The organism is Microbacterium esteraromaticum, assembly GCF_017303215.1.
GTDB classification, from domain to species: Bacteria; Actinomycetota; Actinomycetes; order Actinomycetales; family Microbacteriaceae; genus Microbacterium; species Microbacterium esteraromaticum_C.
In genome coordinates, this window is sequence record NZ_JAEMWU010000001.1 from 1,567,260 (window position 1) to 1,583,867 (window position 16,608).

Genomic DNA, 16,608 nt, shown 5'->3' on the forward strand with positions numbered 1-16,608 from the left:
CGGTTAAATGCCGGTTACAGGCGTCCGGCGGCCTTCAGCTCCAGATAGCGGTCGGCGATTCGGGGTGGTAGCGCTTCGGGGTCGGCGGCGATCGCCTCGCCGCCGGCACGGCGGATGGCATCCGACACGGTCCGCGCGTCGCGCAGCGTCTGCTCGGCGGCGGCAGCCAGGTAGACATCGGCGCGCGACGCTCGCTGCCGAGCGAGCTGTTCGACCTCTTCATCGGTAACCGAACCGACCAACACCGTCGTCGCACGCGAGGGGGTCGGGAAGGCGCCGAGGAAACCACGGGCCGACTCGGCTGCATCCTGCGCGGTGAGCACGACGATCAGCGACGGGCGCGTCGTCAGCGAACGCACCGCGGCGAACGCGCTCGCCCAGTCGGTGTCGACCAGACGGGGGTGCACCGGCGCCATGGCGTCCGTGAGCGCGGGGAGCAGGCTCGCACCATCGACACCGCTCACGCGCGCCCGGGCGACGCGGTCGTACATGAGCAGATGCACGTGGTCACCGGCACGGCTCGCGAGAGCGGCCAGCAGCAGAGCGGCCTCGATGGAGGCATCCAGGCGCGTCCCATCGCCGACGCGAGCCGCTGCCGTGCGGCCGGTGTCGATCACGATGACCACCTGGCGGTCGCGCTCGGGACGCCACGTGCGCAGCATTGTGGTGCCGGCGCGCGCCGTCGCCCGCCAATCGATCGAGCGGATGTCATCACCGCGCACATACTCGCGCAGCGAGTCGAACTCGGTGCCCTGCCCGCGTACCTGGATCGACGTGTTCCCATCCAGTTCGCGCAGACGAGCGAGGCGTGACGGCAGGTGCTTGCGCGAGGTGAAGGCGGGGAGCACCCGCAGCGCGCCGGGCACGTCGTGCCGGGACTGGCGACCGCCCAGCCCCAGCGGGCCTCGCGAACGCACCACGACGAACTCGCTGCGCAGTTCGCCACGTCGCCGGGGGCGCAACTCGATATGCACGCGGCGACGCTCACCCGGCGGGATGCTCAGGGGGGAACGGCTGTCCGGGGCGCCCGCGGTGGGCTGCCACGCATCCCGCAACCAGCCGTGCACCGTGCGAGTGCCGAGGTTCTGCACCGCGACGCTCGCGGTGACCGGCTCGCCGAGGCGCGCCCGCTCCGGCACCCGCCGGGTGATCGCGACAGCGCGCGGGGCGGCGGACAGCACAACGTCCGTCGCGACCAGCGCGGCGCACAGCAACAACCACCCCAGTGTCGACAGCCAGGGGGAGACGCCGATGCTGCTCAGCAGCACGACCGGGACGACGCCCAGCGCGATCAGCGGAGCGAGCAGTGCAGAGACGAACATGTCAGATCGGTACCCGAGTCTGCTGCACGACCGACTGCAGCACGGCATCCGCGGTGACGCCCTCCATCTGCGCGTCCGGACGCAACTGCAGGCGGTGGCGCCACGTCGGCATGAGCATGGTCTGCACGTGATCGGGGGTAACGGCGCTGGATGCGTTCAGCCAGGCCCACGCCTTGGCCGCGGCCAGCAGTGCGGTCGCGGCGCGCGGGCTCGCGCCCAGCTCGACCGACGGCGCACTGCGGGTGGCGCGCGCGAGATCGACGACATAGCCCAGCACATCGTCGGTGACCTGCACTCGGGCCGCGGCATCCTGTGCGGCGCGGATCTCGTCGGCGGTGACGACCGCCGAGACACCCGTGAGCAGGCGGGGCGAGAACCCGTCGGCGTGCAGACGCAGTACCGACACCTCGGCGTCACGCTCGGGCATCCCGACGACCAGCTTCATCAGAAAGCGGTCCAACTGCGCCTCGGGCAGCGTGTAGGTGCCCTCGTGTTCGATCGGGTTCTGTGTCGCGGCGACGAGGAACGGGTCGGGCAACGTGCGGCTCGCGCCATCTGCCGACACCTGGCGCTCTTCCATGGCCTCCAGCAGCGCCGCCTGGGTCTTCGGCGGCGTGCGGTTGATCTCGTCCGCGAGCAGAATGTGCGTGAAGACGGGGCCGGGACGGAACTCGAACTCTCCGGTGCGCGCGTCGTACACCAGCGAACCCGTGACATCACCGGGCATCAGATCGGGGGTGAACTGCACGCGCTTCGTGTCCAGGCCGACAGCCCGCGCGAAGCTGCGCACGACCAGTGTCTTCGCCACGCCGGGGACACCCTCCAGCAGTACGTGCCCGCGGGCGAGCAGAGCGACGAGCAGACCGGTGACCGTGCCGGCCTGGCCTACTACGGCCTTGTCGACTTCGGTGCGCACCCGGTGCATCGCCTGACGCAGCGAGTCGTCATCGGTGGGTGTCGTGGCGTTCATGGTCTCGTCGCTCACGGGAGGTTCCTTTCGGTGTGGACGGCTGCGTCGACGGCCGTCTCGAGGTCGGCGAGTCTGCGGGCGATATCGACGAGGTCGTGATCGCTGTGCGGTGGGGAGCCGGCGAGCAGCTCGTGCAGCGAGCCGCGGGGCACCCGCAACCGGTCGGCGGCGGCATCCGCGACCTCGTGTGCTCCTGCTGTCGGGCTCAGTGAGAGTCGGGCGGCGAGGCGACGCCGGCTTCCGTCACGGATCGCGAATGCCGCGTGCGCGGCGTCTGCGGACTTCGCGGTCAGGCGCGCTCGCCCGTGCATGGTCTCCGACACCCGCACCGTCACCGGCAGGGATTCGGTGACCAGCGGCCCGAACCGGCGCCCGCGCCACACCACCACGGCGACGCCCGCGAGCAGCAACAGCAGGATCACGGGGGTCAGCCAGTCCGGGGTCAGGTCACCGAGGTCTGCGGGGCCACCGTCGGTACGGTCGCCGTCCTCGAATGTGGGGACGTACCAGACGATCTCATCGGTCTGAGCGAGCAGTGCCAGCCCGAGGGCGGCGTTGCCGTTCTCTGCCAGATGCTGATTGGTGAGCAGGCCACTGGCATCGACCATGGTGACAGACCGGCCCGTCTGGGTATCTGTGCTGCGCAGCACAGCCGCGTCTCCGCTGGTGTCGGCGAAGCAGCCGATCACGCCGGACGCGGGCGTGAACGCACGGTCGGCGTCGATCGATCCGACGCGTGCGAACTCGGCGAGGTCGCAACCGGCTGACACGAGCCCCGTCGGGAGGCCCCGCTCGCCGAGGTCGAGCAGGCGCAGCATCCGCGCGCTGCTGGTGAGAAGGACGACGCGATCCGCGCTCTCGATCAGCTCCAGCGCCGCGGCATCGCTGAGCGCGGCCGGATCGGTGAGCACGAGCGTGCTGTCCGGCCCGACCTCGGCCGCGGCGACGGCGCGGCTGCGCGTGATCTCGATCTGCACGCCCTCCTGCCGGGTCAACTCGGCGATCGCCTTGGCGCCGTTCGGGCCGGGGCTCTCGGGGTTGAGCGGGCCACTCAGGTCGGGGGCAATGGTCAGCAGCCGCAGGGTCATGAGGGTGAGGACGACCACCATGACGACGATCGACAACCAGCCCAGGGCGCGCCCCACACGACCTCGTGGTGGTGCCGCAGCTGTGGAACGCCCGACGGTGGCATCCGACGTGGTCGTGTCGTCGGTCATCGCGCTCATGCCGGAACCGCCGGGGTAGCGGCATCCGTCGGTGTGGTCGCACGCACGTCGTCGTCGGTCTCAGCGAGCACTCGGTACGCTGTGGCATCGCTGGGGCGGTCGAGGTAGCGCACCGCGTCGAACGCCGTTGCGGCGGAGTGCAGCCGATCGCCGAAGCCGGGGAAGGCGACACTGGCCTCGCGCGCGATGGCCTGCGCCGTGGCGCCGGGTGCGGGCTCGATCACGTCGCGTTCGATCAGGCTGCGGGCCAGAGCACGGAACCGCAGCACGACGGCGCCGTCCCAGTCGTGTGCCTTCGCGCGGCGTTCGGCCTCGGCACGCAACTGAGCGGCCGTCCGGTCATCCTGCTCGCCGAGCAGCTCGGCGCGGCGACGCACCGAGCGAGAGGCCCTCGGGCGACCCCAGATCGCGAGTGCGACGAGGAGGGCTGCAACGATGATGATGACGATGATCGTCACCGCGACCGGAGCGACCGCACCCGCGCCGTCGCCGCGGAACAGGCCGAAGAACCACTCGGCCACGTCTGCGGCCAGCCGATCGAACCAGGTCGGCGTGGCGGCCTGGTACTCCGCGCGAGACAGCTCATCTTGTGCTCGCTCGCGGGCTTCGTCGCCGTCGGGGACGAGGACGTCAGTCGCGAACAGCAGGTTCATCACTCCGGGCCGCCGGGCGCCGCCCAGCTCTGCGGCGGTGCCGAGGGCGGCTGCGGGGCGGGTGCCGGGGGTGCCGGGGGAGCGGGCGGCGGTGGCGGCGTAGCGGGAGCGTACCCGGGCTGAGGAGCGTACCCGGGCTGAGGCGCGTATCCGGGCTGAGGCGTGTTTCCGGGCTGAGGTGCGTATCCGGGCTGAGGTGTCGGATACGCCACGTACCCCGGTGCCGGGGTCGGCTGAGCAGGCGGCGGGTTCTTCGAGACCGCACGAGCCGGATCCACCGCGTAGGGGTCGCCCTGGTCCTCATCGGCCACTCCGACAGACGAACGCTCGACATGGCGGATCAGGGTCTGGTCCAGCCCCTCGTAGCGCATGCGGCTGTCGAGGTAGATAAGCGTCGCCCCGGTGCCCTGCACGACCAGGGTGATGGCCTGCAATGCCAAGACGAGTGCCTGCGGCAGGATCGTCGCCGCCACGAGCACGATGACCGCAGTCGCGTCTTGGGCTCCGGTCGGTGCCAGCACGCCGCCGAGAAGAGTGCTGAGCACGCTACCGGGAATGCTGACGATCTGAGCGGCGAGACCCATGATCGCGCCGATCAGGCACATGACACCGAGCGCTGGCCAGAACCGACCGCGGATGAGCCGCCACGAGCGCACCATCGCCTGCGGGATGCTTGCGCGCTCGAGGACGAGCGCGGCGGGAACGACCAGCAGCTTCGTGCCCAACCAGACCAGGAGGGGGATGCTGCCGAGCACGAGCAGCACAGCTACCAGGACGCCGATCGCAATGCCGGCACCCTCGAATCCGGTGCTCGCCATCACTCCGATCACGACCCCGGTCAGCGCGAGCAACCAGATGAACACCGCGAAGCCCTGCAGCAGGGCGAAGGCGAACAGTCGCCAGAACGACGGGCGCATCCGCTGCCACAGCGGACGCAAGGGAGCTTTGCGGCCGAGCGCGGCGAAAGACACGTCGGCGGCCACCAGGCCCTGCACGATGACGGTGAAGGCGACGCTGGCCAGGGTGACCACGATCGCCACCACGATGCCCAGCGCGATCGAACCGGCGATGATCGGGCCCCGATCCGGCGAGCCGGCCGGCACGCTCTCGATGCGAGCGGCGGTGAAGAACGTCACCAGCAGGGTCACGGCGATCGCCACGAGAGTGATGCCGAACTGAACGCCCACCGCGAAGCCGAACAACACCTTGGGGTTGTGACGAAGCGCGGCGAACGAGCGACCCAGGATCGTCCCGAACGTCATCGGATGCAGCGGTATGGCGCCCTTCTTCGGTGCCGGGGTCCAGGTCTGACCACTCATGTGCACTCCCTCCCTGTGCCTGTCCCATCGTGGCACACGTCCGATCGCGCCGTGCGCGGGCTCCTGGGAGCGGGAACGAATCTCAAGTAGGCTGAACGGCGTTGCGGCAGCATGGGGATCCCGCCGTCCGCACGAACAGAGAAAGCGGAGGCTGGGTAGAAATATGACCTCGCGAATCCTGGTCGTCGATGACGACACGGCGCTGGCCGAGATGATCGGCATCGTCCTGCGCACTGAAGGGTTCGACGTGCTCTTCTGTGCCGATGGTGCGCAAGCCGTCGAAGAATGGCGCACCGCGCGTCCCGACCTGGTCCTTCTCGATCTGATGCTGCCGGGCATGGATGGCATCGAGATCTGCACCCGGATCCGAGGCGAGTCGGGCGTGCCGATCATCATGCTCACCGCTCGCAGCGACACGGCCGACGTCGTGCGCGGCCTCGAGGTGGGCGCTGATGACTACATCGTCAAGCCGTTCAATCCCAAAGAGCTCGTCGCCCGCATCCGCACGCGGCTTCGCCCCACGCCCGACAGCGTTTCCGAGGTGCTGCGCATCGGCGATCTCACGATCGACGTCGACGCGCACGAGGTGCGGCGCGGCACCGCGCCGATCGCGCTGACGCCGCTGGAGTTCCAGCTGCTGGTGGCATTGGCGTCCAAGCCGCAGCAGGTCTTCTCGCGCGAGATGCTGCTCGAACAGGTGTGGGGCTATCACTACAAGGCTGACACCCGGCTGGTCAACGTGCACGTGCAGCGCCTGCGCGCCAAGGTAGAACTGGATCCGGACAACCCGCGGATCGTCATGACGGTGCGGGGCGTGGGCTACCGGGCCGGGAGCGTCGGATAGGGGACCGCGGGTGACCGCGACGAATCCGACGCCGGTGCCGCCATCGTTGTGGCGGGCTCCGCGCCGGTGGCAGATCGCACTCGGACTGGAGTGGCGGCGTTCGGTGCGGTTCCGTGCGACGGCGATCACCATGCTGCTCACGGCACTGGCGATCTTCATCACCTGTGTGGCCATGGCGCTGGTCATCCGCAATGACCTGTTCGAATCGCGCAAAGACGAAGCGCTGCACAATGCGCAGGTGTCGGTGCTGCAGGCGCAGAAGCTCCTCGACTCCGCTCAGGTCGGCGATGATCGTGCGGCGACCGCCGCGCTGTGGGGCGAGGCGCAGCGCGTGCTCGGACGCGCCGCCTCCACCGACCGGATCGTCGGGTTCTTCGCCGAGAGTGCAGGCGACGGGTTCGCTCCGTCGGGGTTCCGCAGCCTGCGGCCGTTCCCGACACTGAGCAACGAACTGCGCACGCGCGTCGTGACGGTGCCTGGCCGCCAGGCGTGGCAGTCGGTGGCGTTGCCTCAGGACGATGGGACCACGACCGCGGGCATCGTCGTCGGGCAGATGCTGACCATCCGCGATGTCGGGTCGTACGACATCTATCTCGCGTACGATCTCGCTGACGCCGATGAGACGCTGCTGTTCGTTCAACGCACGCTGTGGCTGGCGGGGATCACACTCGTGGCGATCATCGCGGGCATTTCGTGGCTCGTGCTGCGGTCGGTGTCTCGGCCGATCATCGAAGCGGCCGAGACCAGTGCGCGCCTGGCGTCCGGCGATCTCGAAGTACGGCTGCCTGTCCGTGGTGAGGACGAACTGGCGACGCTTGGACGTTCGTTCAACGCGATGGCCGACAGCATCGAGAGTCAGATCCGTGAGCTGGCGGAGCTCTCGCTCGTGCAGCAGCGGTTCGTCTCGGACGTCTCGCACGAGCTGCGCACCCCGTTGACGACGATCCGGTTGGCGGCCGAGATGATCAACGACCAGAAGGACGAGTTCGATCCCACGACGGCGCGCACCGCAGAGCTCCTGCACACCCAGGTGCAGCGCTTCGAGCTGCTGCTCTCCGATTTGCTCGAGATCAGCCGGTACGACGCCGGTTCGGTGCAACTGGAGGTCGAGGCGACGAGCCTCGCACAGCTGGCCGAGGAGATCGTCGATGAGCTGCGTCCGCTCGCGACGGCGCACGACACCGAACTGCGCATGGTGGCCCCCGGTGGGTACTCACCGATCGATCTCGACCCGCGACGGGTTCGCCGTGTGCTGCGAAACCTCATCGGCAACGCGATCGAGCACGGCGAAGGGCGGCCCGTGGTGATCACGGTGGACAGCAATCAGTACGCCGTCGCCGTCGGCGTGCGTGACTTCGGACTCGGGATGCGCTCCGAAGACGCCGAACGCGTCTTCGACCGCTTCTGGCGCGCGGATCCGTCGCGCAGGCGCACCATCGGCGGCACCGGGCTCGGCCTGTCGATCGCCCTGGGCGACGCCAAACTGCACGGCGGCAACCTGGAGGTCTGGTCGGAGCTCGGCGTGGGAACAAACTTCGTCCTCACCATTCCGCGCTCCGGTGATTCGACGCCCACCGGACAGGGGCCCGTGCCGCTGGAGCCGCAGGAGACGCTGGCGGGACTGGGAGACGCCACCCAGCCGATCGTCATACCGCCGACACCGGACATCGAGGGGGGACGACTATGAGATTGCGCATCGGCATCCGCCTGATCGCGGTGCTCGCGGCGGGTCTGCTTCTGGCGGGATGCGCCGGGTTGCCCACATCCGGTCCTCCCAACGCAGGTCTTCCCGTCGGTGAGGATGGTGACGCCACCAGTTTCACGCCGATCGCGCGCGGTCCCGAACCGGGGGCTGGGCCCGAGGAGATCGTCTCGCGCTTCCTGGAGGCGTCGATGACGCCGCGGAACAATTGGGAGATCGCGCATCAGTTCCTGACCGAGGAGTTCTCTCCCGAGTGGGATCCTGACAGCGGAGTCGCGATCGATTCGTCCATCCTCACGAGAGAGTTCACCTCGACGGTCGACGCTGACGACGAGTCGGCGACGACGGCGGAGGTCACGGTTCAGCTCGAGCAGATCGCCGGCGTGGACGGCGATGGCGCGTACACGGCCGCAGACGGGACGGCCAAGGCGACCTACCGGCTCGTCCGGCCCGAAGGCGGTGAGTGGCGCATCTCTGAGGCACAGGACGGCATCACGCTGGACATCGGGACGTTCGGTCAGGTCTATGAGAAGTTCTCACTGAAGTACTTCGACCCTAACTGGACTCACCTCGTCCCCGACGTGCGCTGGTTCCCACGGCTGGAGGCGATGGCCAGCACCGTCACCCGCTCACTGATCTCGGGAACGCCGAGTGACTGGCTCGACCCCGCAGTGCGCACGGCGTTCCCGGCCGATGTGTCGCTCGTCGGTGACGCCGTACCGATCGACTCTTCGAGGGTTGCTTCGGTGTCGCTGTCCCGGTCGGCGCTGTCGGCATCCGGCACCGTGCTCGCGCGGATGCGGACGCAACTGGAAGAGAGCCTCTCCGGAACCGGTGTCGCCGAGGTCAGGTTCTTCGTCGAAGGCGCGCCGTTGGATGCCGGCACCGTGTCGCTCGACCCATCGATCACCGACCCGGGCGTGATGGTGCAGACCTCTGATGCGTTCGGCACGGCCTCTGCTGGCGAGGTCGCGCCCGTCACGGGCCTCACCGCGCAGATCGACGCGATCGCCTCACCCTTGCGCTCGATCGACGTGTCGCTCGATGCGCTGCTCGCGGCGACGCAGTTGCAGGACGGGCACGTGTACGCCGTGCGCGATGGGCGCACGGTCGAGCTTGACAGCCGATCAGGGCTGATCGTGCCGTCGCTCGACCCGTACGGTTACGTGTGGTCGGTACCGCGCGGTGCTCCCGCCGACCTGCAGGCCTGGAGCGCCGATGTCGTCCCGCACTCCGTCGCGGGTGCGTGGCCGGGGGCGGAGCAGATCAGCCACGTGCGCGTGGCCGCAGACGGTGCGAGGGTCGCCGCGATCGTCACGAACGGTGGGCAACACCGTCTGCTGGTCGCGTCGATCATCCGCGATGAAGTCGGGGTGCCGCTCGCGCTCTCGTCGGAGATACCCGAGATCGCGGTCCTCAACGGTCCGGGCCGTGGGCTGGCATGGGTCGGCTCGGACTCGGTCGCCGTGCTCACCACTGCGCCGGATTCCACGCTGACCACGTATGTGATCGGTGGTCCGGCCTCGTCCTCACCGGCTCCGGTGGATGCCATCTCGCTGGCGGGGGCACGGACGACGACCGGCCTGCGTGTGCTGTCCGACGACGGATCCGTGTACGCGTTGCGCGGTTCGTCCTGGCAGAAGGCCGTAGAGGACGTGCTCGTGCTGGGAACCCGCGCCGGGTACTGACAACTCGCCGACCGTCCGTGCACAGCGCGCGAGATCGGGCAGGTTGTGCACCGAATGCGTGTTGGTGGCCTCTGCGGTGTGTGCCTGTGCGCCAGTGTCGACGCATGGACGCCGACGGTTGGGCCCGGCTCGGGCGGGAAGCACTCGCCTTCCTGCTGGCGGCGACGTGCCCCGGATGCGACCTGCCCGGCACGCTCCTGTGCGAGCCGTGCCGGGCGCTGTTGGCACCCCACCCGATCCGCACATCAACCCCACAGGGTCTTCCGGTGCAGGCCGCGTTGACATACGAAGGTGTCGCGGCGCGGAGCATCCGACGGCTCAAGGAGGACGGCGCGACGATGCTCGCGCATCCGCTCGGAGCCGCCGTCGCCGGCATCCTCGCCGAAGCGGATGCCGCCGTCGTGCCCGTCCCCACCAGCCGCGCCGCGTACCGGCGGCGCGGATACCGCGTGCCGGAGCTGCTCGTGCGCAGAGCGGGACTCCGTGCGCATCGGATGCTGGCATCCGCACGTCGCACCCGGGATCAGCGCGCGCTCGACCGCGAGGCACGCGCGCGCAACGTCGCCGGCAGCCTGCGTGTGCGCGGCGGTGCTGCGCCGGGCACCCGGGTGGTGATCTTCGACGACGTCGTGACCACCGGGGCCACGCTGGATGAGGCCGCGCGGGCGTTGCGTGCGGCCGGGCTGAACCCGATCGGAGCGGTTGCGCTCGCCGCGACACCACGTCGAATCGAGCTCACCGGAAACTTCTGAAAAGACACGGCTCGCGGGTAGTGACATGAGCCGGAACGGGGACTAGCGTAGGGGGTCACAAGGCGACCGCGGTCCGCCCTTGGCCGGGTGGACCGGGACAAGGAGGCAGTGATGGAAACGAGCATCGTCGGCGTCGGAGTGAGCATCTCCGATCGGTTCCGGACGGTTGTCGAGGAGAAGACAGCGCGTATCCAGACGCTCGCACCGCGAGCGATGCGACTCGAGATCAAGGTCACGCACCGCGCCTACCGCAACGGTCGTCGTCCCGATGAGACGGTCGAGCTCACCCTGCTCGGCAAGGGACCGGTCGTTCGTGCCGAGGCGATCGACCCCGACAAGTTCACGGCGCTGGACATGGCACTCGACAAGCTGGCCGAGCAGCTGCGACGCGCCAAGGAGAAGCGCATCGACAGCCGCAACCAGAGCCGCGGGCCGCACTTCGAGAAGGGCATCGGCGCACTCGCGGGAATCGACGTGCAGCCGGCATCCGTCGACGTGCTGCAGGCCGTCGCGACCGGCGCAGTGCCCGTGGCTGAGGAAGAGGAGGAGTACTCGCCCGTGGTCATCCGCACGAAGAACTTCGATGCGGAGTGGATGACGGTCGAAGAAGCCGTCGACCGCATGGAGCTCGTGGGCCACGACTTCTTCCTGTTCGTGGACGCCCGCACCGACCACCCCAGCGTCGTCTACCGGCGCAAGGGCTGGGACTACGGCGTGATCTCGCTCACGACCGCGGCACCACCCGCCGAGGCGCTCGCGTCCTGACAGCGGGATCCCGACCGGCGGGCGGCGCCCCGCACTCCGAGATGTCGTCCGGACGGGAAGGCCCCGCACAGCACGTCTGAAAGGCCCCGGTGAGCACTCGCTCACCGGGGCCTTTCGTGTGCGCGAACGCCCGGTCATCTGTGGTTCATCCCGGCGTCACCGGGCATGAGTAGCTTCGCCGTGGCGCCCCGGCGTGGCCGTTCAGGCCGTCACCGGACTTCCCCGTACGGCGCTTGACAACTCGAAAGGTGAACTGTTCTCGTGGCTTCGTCGTCGTTATCCCGTCTTAAATCCACGGTGGTTGTTGGGCTCGCATTGGGGCTCACCGTCGGTGTGGTGGCCGTACCCCCGCAGCCCGCAGCCTATGCGGCCCCGGACACCGGAGGGCTCGATCTCGACAACGGCGAGTCCAGCCTGCTGCGGGCTGATACACGCCGTATCGCCCCCGGTCTGGAGGCGACCAGCTTCGATCGTCTGCAGCCGGAGGGCTGGGTCACCGGCGACGTGTTGGTCGCCGACCTGTCCACCTCGACGCTGCAGATGGACATCAGTGACTCGGGCGCGTTGAGTCGGCCCGCACCCCTGACGGAGCATGCGCTGGGAGAGAGCGCTGTCGCAGCGGTCAACGGCTCGTTCTTCGACATCAACAACTCCGGTGTCGCTCAGGGCACCAATATCTCGGTGGCGGATGGTCTGAAGACCACGAGCCCGGCACCGACCGAGAGTCTCACGCTCTCTGCCGGCATCGCGGCTGTGCAGCGGTTGAGCTCGGCGGCCACAGTCGAGATCGATGAGGTGACGCACGCCGTCGCGGGGGTGAACAGCATCTCGATCCCGGCCGGCGGGCTGGGGTACTTCACGTCCATCTGGGGGGAGTATCCGCTGGCGCGGGCGATCGGCGGACCGGCCAACATCGACCCTTCCTTCCTGCGCGTCGAGATCCGAGACGGGCAGGTTGCCCGTCTCAGCTCCGATCTGACTGAGATCACCGAACCGGCCGCCATCCCCACCGGCACCGGGATCCTGCTCGCGCGGGGAGCGGCCGTCGATCTGCTCGCCGGTGTCGCCGTCGGCGACCCGCTACCTGTGACGGTGCGCGCGGATGCTGACGTGGACATGGCGATCAGCGGCAACCAGCGACTCGTCGTCGACGGCACGGTCGTGGGTCAGAACGGCTCGAGCGAGCCGCGCACGGCCGCGGGGGTGAGCGCCGACGGAACGACGGTCTACATCGTCTCGATCGATGGCCGGCAGAGCCACTCTCGCGGAATGCGGTTGGATGAGCTCGGTGAGTTCCTCGTCGAGCTCGGTGCGCACAACGCCGTCAATCTCGACGGCGGCGGCTCCAGCTCGCTGCTGCTGCGTGAACCGGGAACGACCGCGCTGAGTGTCGCCAACGCTCCCTCCGATGGAGTGCTGCGCAGCGTACCCAACAGCCTGGTGTTCTCGTCGACGGCGCCGGAGGGCGGCGTCGAGGGCGTGGCGGTCACGCCCGTGATCGACGCGGATACCGCGACGAACGTCTTCCCCGGCCTGTCGCGCACGCTCTCGGCCACGGGGTTGGACGCCAACCTGACGGCTGTTCCCGCGACGGGAGAGTTCGACGTGACCGGTGATCATGCTGAGCTGACCGTGCTCGATGGCGCGACCGCGGTCGTGACGGGGGCCACCGCCGGACGAGCGCCCGTCACGTTCGCCGCCGAGGGGCACTCGTCCACGGTCTCGCTGCGCGTGCTCGGCGCCCTGCACCAGTTGCGGGCGAGCAGCAGCGTGATCGCGTTGGAGGATGCCGCGTCCACGGCGACGGTGCGGATCACGGGTGTGGATGCCGATGGGTTCACCGCGCCCATGGAAGCGCGCGACATCACCGTCACCTCGGGTGCAGATGTGCGGGTGGAATCCGATGGTCGGGACGCCTTCACGATTGTGCCGGAGACGGCCTCCGGAGCCGCCACCGTGAGCTTCTCGGTCGGTGAGCATCGCGTTGATGTCGCCGTGACCGTCGGCCTGGAAGAGCGGGGGATCACCGATCTGGCCGACGCGACCGAGTGGATCTTCCGCTCGGACCGCGCCACGGGCACGCTGAGCACGGCCGAGGGGCCGGACGGACTGACGGCGCTGAAGCTCACCTACGACTTCGCCAGTTCGACGGGCACGCGCGGTGCCTATGCCGTAGCACCGGAGGGCATCGAGGTGCCGGGGCAGCCGCAGGCGATCACGATGTGGCTTCACGGTGACGGCAACGCGACGTGGCCGCGGCTGCAGGTCAAGACGGGCAACGGCACCACCATGAACCTCGACGGCCCCCACACCGGCTGGACGGGGTGGCAGCAGGTCAGGTTCCCGGTGCCGACCGGAACCGCGTTCCCGCTCTCGATCCAGCGGGTGCGGATGATGGAGACCTCCGGGGCGCGCCAGTATCAGGGTGAGACGATGTTCGCCGGGCTGACCGCTGTCGTGGCACCTGATGTCGAACAGCCCGTCACACAGGCGGTTCACGACGCGGTGATCGTCACCAACGGCACGGTCGATGACCGCACGCAGCGGATCGCGGTGATGAGCGACGCCCAGTTCGTCGCGCGCAACCCGGATGGGCCGAATGTGCAGGGCGCTCGGCAGACGCTCCGCGAGATCCTCGCCGCGGAACCGGAGATGTTCATCATCACCGGAGACTTCGTCGATGAGGCCGCGCCGGAGGACTTCGACCTCGCGCGCCGGATCCTCGACGAGGAGATCGGCGACAGGCTGCCGTGGATCTATGTGCCGGGAAACCACGAGGTGATGGGCGGTCCGATTCAGAACTTCATCGACGAGTTCGGTCCGACGCGACACAGCACACGCGTGGGCAGCACACTCATCGTGACGCTGGACACATCACACGGGTCATTCAACCGGTCCGATCCGACGCAGCTGCGATTCCTGGAGCAGGCTCTGGCCACAGCCGGCAATGACGATGACATCACCGGCGTGCTGGTCTTCGCGCACCATCCTGTCGATGACCCGAAGCCCAGCAAAGACAGCCAGATCTCGGATCGCCTGGAGGCGCGCCGGTTCGCGGAGCGTCTCGCCGAGTTCCGCGCGGACACGGGCAAGTCGATCGCTGCCGTGAGCGCGCACGCTGGGGTGTTCCACGCGTCGAGTTTCGACGGCGTGTCGAACCTGCTCACCGGAAACAGCGGCAAGTCGCCCTCCGGTCTGCCGGAGAACGGTGGTTTCACCGGCTGGGCGATGCTCGGCATCGAGCCCGGGGCGGGTGTCGTCGGCGACGCGCCTGATCCCGTGGTCAGCCGCACCGACTGGATGCGGGCAGAGGTCACGCCGCGCGTCGATGCGGTCACCCTCGGGGCGAGTGTGCCGATCCCTGCGGCGATGACGGTCGGCGAGAGCGTGTCGATCGATGCGACGATCTCGCAGGACGGCGGCCGCATCGTGCCGGTGGGGTGGCCGATGAGCGCCCAGTGGGGCGGCGATGCGGTGGTCGTCGATGACGGCTCGGTCGTGCCCAGCGGGGCACGGGCGTTCAGTGCCGCTGAGGCTGTGCCGGCGGCTGTGCTGCGAGTGAACCCGGTCACGGGAATGCTCACGGCGACCGGCGAGGGAACCGCGACGATCCGGTTGACCGTGGGCGGCGAGCAGGTCGAGCACATCATCACTGTCGGTGCTGATCCGGAGGTGCCGACCGATCCGGAGGTTCCGACGGACCCCGAGGTGCCGACCGATCCGGAGAAGCCCGTTGATCCGGAGCAGCCGACCGATCCGGAGGGGCCGGTCGATTCCGGTGATGGCGCGGCGGATGCCGGCTCGGACGGCGAACTGGCCACGACGGGTGCTGACACCCTGCGCGTGCTTGGTGTGCTGCTCGTCGCGTTCGTCTTGACGGCCGCAGGCGCGCTGATGGTGGTGCGCCGCCGCACGGCCTGAGTAGTCGCACACAGCAAGGCGCCGCCGGGCTCAGCCCGGCGGCGCCTTCGTCTGAATGCGAGTTGCGGCGTCAGTCGAAGATGCCGTCGAGGATGCTGCCGATGACGAGTCCGCCGAGTACGCCGCTGACGATGTCGCCGCCTCCGCCGCCGCGTCGGCCGCCCGGGCCCCATCCCTGGTTGCCGCCCCAGCCCTGATCCTGCGGGCGGGCCGAGTCGATGTCGCGCTGCGCGAGCTGCAGGGCTTCGGATGCCAGCTGCGCGACGCGGCGGGCGGCTGAGAGCGCCTGCTCGCGGGTCTCCTCGGCGGGGAGCAGCGCGGGCACATCGGTGCGCAGTCGCTCAGCCTCGGCCAGGCGGGTGCGGGCATCGGCGCCGATCCACCCGCGGTGGCCGGCGATCAGGCCGCGAGCAACCCCCAGCTGGCGGTCGGCATCGTCGAGCGAGTGCTGCACATGCTCGAGCGAGGGGAGCGGATGCTGGGCGCGGTAGTTCGCCTTGTCGATGGCCGCATCCAGCGCGGCGTTGGCCGTGCGCAGATCGCTGAGCTCGGCGAACGGGTCGTTGGGCTGGCCGGTCGGCGTGAGCGCCCGCAGTGCAGCATCCAGCGCGGTGGTGGCCGCGACCACCTCGGGCGTTTGCGGAGCGTTGCGGGCCGCGGCGATGTCCTCGCGCGAATCGGCGACGACATCGGCGAGCGTCGACTCGGCACGCAGCGCCTCGATTTCGAAGTCCTCGACCGCGTCGAGGATGGCGCCGGCGCGGCGCACGGCCTCGGTCGCCGTCTCGAGCGCGAGGTTCGCCTCTTGATTCTGCTGTGCAGCACGGCGACGCTCAGAGACATCGGCGCCGTGTGTGGCGAACGCGATCAGCTGCTCGGACTCCTCGGCGGCGGACGAGATGCGGTGCATCGCGGACTCGGCGTATCGGGACGACAGACGCTCGATCGTGGTGCGCGCCTGCGGCACCCGGCTGCTCAGTGCGTCAGCATCCGCACGCACACGCGCGACCACTTGCGGAGCGTTGCGCACCTTCGCGATCGTGTCGGCGAGCGCCGAGGTCTTCTCGTCGAGCAGGCCGTCCGCCCACTCGCACAGCTGCACGATGCGCGCATTGCGGGTGCGCAGTTCTTCTTCAGTGTCCGGGATCTCGTCGTGGTTGAGCTGGTGCAGCTGGAACGCCTCGCGCAGATGCGTGCGCACCGCGTGCAGCGCCGCACCCAGGTCGGCCGTCAGCGAGTCGCCGAGTTCGGCCTGGGCGAATGCCAGCTCATCGCCGGCCGTGCGGATTCGCTCATCCGCCGCGACCAGCGCCTGCTGCGCCTGGCGCGCCAGATCTGCGTCCTGCGCCTGCTGCGCTTCCTGCTCACGTTTACGTCTGCCCCAGAAACCGGCCATGCCCACGATCCTACGGGGAGCAGACGATGCCGACGCTGTGGGCGGGTGCG

The 16,608-nt window shown here is 69.2% G+C and carries 12 protein-coding genes; 6 read left to right on the forward strand and 6 right to left on the reverse strand.

Annotated features, from left to right (window positions below; all coding sequences use genetic code 11):
- Window positions 1-14: 14 nt before the first annotated feature.
- From JF543_RS07090 to JF543_RS14535, 5 genes are read right to left on the reverse strand one after another with little or no spacing between them, the layout of a single operon-like run.
- On the reverse strand, window positions 15-1,322 hold the full coding sequence (locus JF543_RS07090; RefSeq protein ID WP_179411280.1) for a DUF58 domain-containing protein: 1,308 nt from the start codon (window positions 1,320-1,322) through the stop codon (window positions 15-17).
- A 1-nt stretch (window position 1,323) separates the two neighbouring features.
- Window positions 1,324-2,292, reverse strand: coding sequence for an AAA family ATPase (locus JF543_RS07095; protein WP_179411903.1), 969 nt, complete (start codon window positions 2,290-2,292; stop codon window positions 1,324-1,326).
- 11 nt (window positions 2,293-2,303) lie between these two features.
- Window positions 2,304-3,509: a DUF4350 domain-containing protein gene (locus JF543_RS07100; RefSeq protein WP_179411279.1), complete on the reverse strand. Its 1,206-nt coding sequence runs from the start codon at window positions 3,507-3,509 to the stop codon at window positions 2,304-2,306.
- A 5-nt stretch (window positions 3,510-3,514) separates the two neighbouring features.
- Window positions 3,515-4,171: a DUF4129 domain-containing protein gene (locus tag JF543_RS07105; protein WP_179411278.1), complete on the reverse strand. Its 657-nt coding sequence runs from the start codon at window positions 4,169-4,171 to the stop codon at window positions 3,515-3,517.
- Window positions 4,171-5,490: a hypothetical protein gene (locus tag JF543_RS14535; protein WP_206823485.1), complete on the reverse strand. Its 1,320-nt coding sequence runs from the start codon at window positions 5,488-5,490 to the stop codon at window positions 4,171-4,173. The genes JF543_RS07105 and JF543_RS14535 overlap by 1 nt, the downstream gene beginning before the upstream one ends.
- Window positions 5,491-5,653: 163 nt before the next feature.
- On the opposite strand from JF543_RS14535, the gene mtrA reads away from it, so the two are divergent.
- The 6 genes from mtrA to JF543_RS07140 all read left to right on the forward strand — a co-directional run bounded on the left by mtrA (window position 5,654) and on the right by JF543_RS07140 (window position 15,162).
- Window positions 5,654-6,334 carry an MtrAB system response regulator MtrA gene (gene mtrA, locus JF543_RS07115; protein ID WP_179411276.1) on the forward strand — a complete coding sequence of 227 codons (681 nt, stop codon included), beginning with the start codon at window positions 5,654-5,656 and terminating at the stop codon, window positions 6,332-6,334.
- Between the two features lie 10 nt (window positions 6,335-6,344).
- Window positions 6,345-8,021 carry an MtrAB system histidine kinase MtrB gene (gene mtrB / locus JF543_RS07120; RefSeq protein ID WP_431522694.1) on the forward strand — a complete coding sequence of 559 codons (1,677 nt, stop codon included), beginning with the start codon at window positions 6,345-6,347 and terminating at the stop codon, window positions 8,019-8,021.
- Entirely contained in the window at window positions 8,018-9,724 is a 1,707-nt protein-coding gene (locus tag JF543_RS07125) for an LpqB family beta-propeller domain-containing protein (protein WP_179411275.1), read from the forward strand. The genes mtrB and JF543_RS07125 overlap by 4 nt, the downstream gene beginning before the upstream one ends.
- Window positions 9,725-9,828: 104 nt before the next feature.
- Window positions 9,829-10,476 carry a ComF family protein gene (locus tag JF543_RS07130; protein WP_206823487.1) on the forward strand — a complete coding sequence of 216 codons (648 nt, stop codon included), beginning with the start codon at window positions 9,829-9,831 and terminating at the stop codon, window positions 10,474-10,476.
- A 111-nt stretch (window positions 10,477-10,587) separates the two neighbouring features.
- A complete protein-coding gene (gene hpf / locus JF543_RS07135) occupies window positions 10,588-11,241 on the forward strand; it encodes a ribosome hibernation-promoting factor, HPF/YfiA family (RefSeq protein WP_179411273.1) in 654 nt (217 codons plus the stop codon).
- 297 nt (window positions 11,242-11,538) lie between these two features.
- Complete coding sequence (locus JF543_RS07140) at window positions 11,539-15,162, forward strand: phosphodiester glycosidase family protein (protein ID WP_206823497.1); 3,624 nt, start codon at window positions 11,539-11,541, stop codon at window positions 15,160-15,162.
- A gap of 70 nt (window positions 15,163-15,232) precedes the next feature.
- Here JF543_RS07140 and JF543_RS07145 read toward each other — a convergent pair whose 3' ends face one another.
- Window positions 15,233-16,558 (reverse strand): hypothetical protein, encoded by a 1,326-nt coding sequence (locus JF543_RS07145; protein WP_206820733.1) that lies wholly within the window; start codon window positions 16,556-16,558, stop codon window positions 15,233-15,235.
- Window positions 16,559-16,608: the final 50 nt, after the last annotated feature.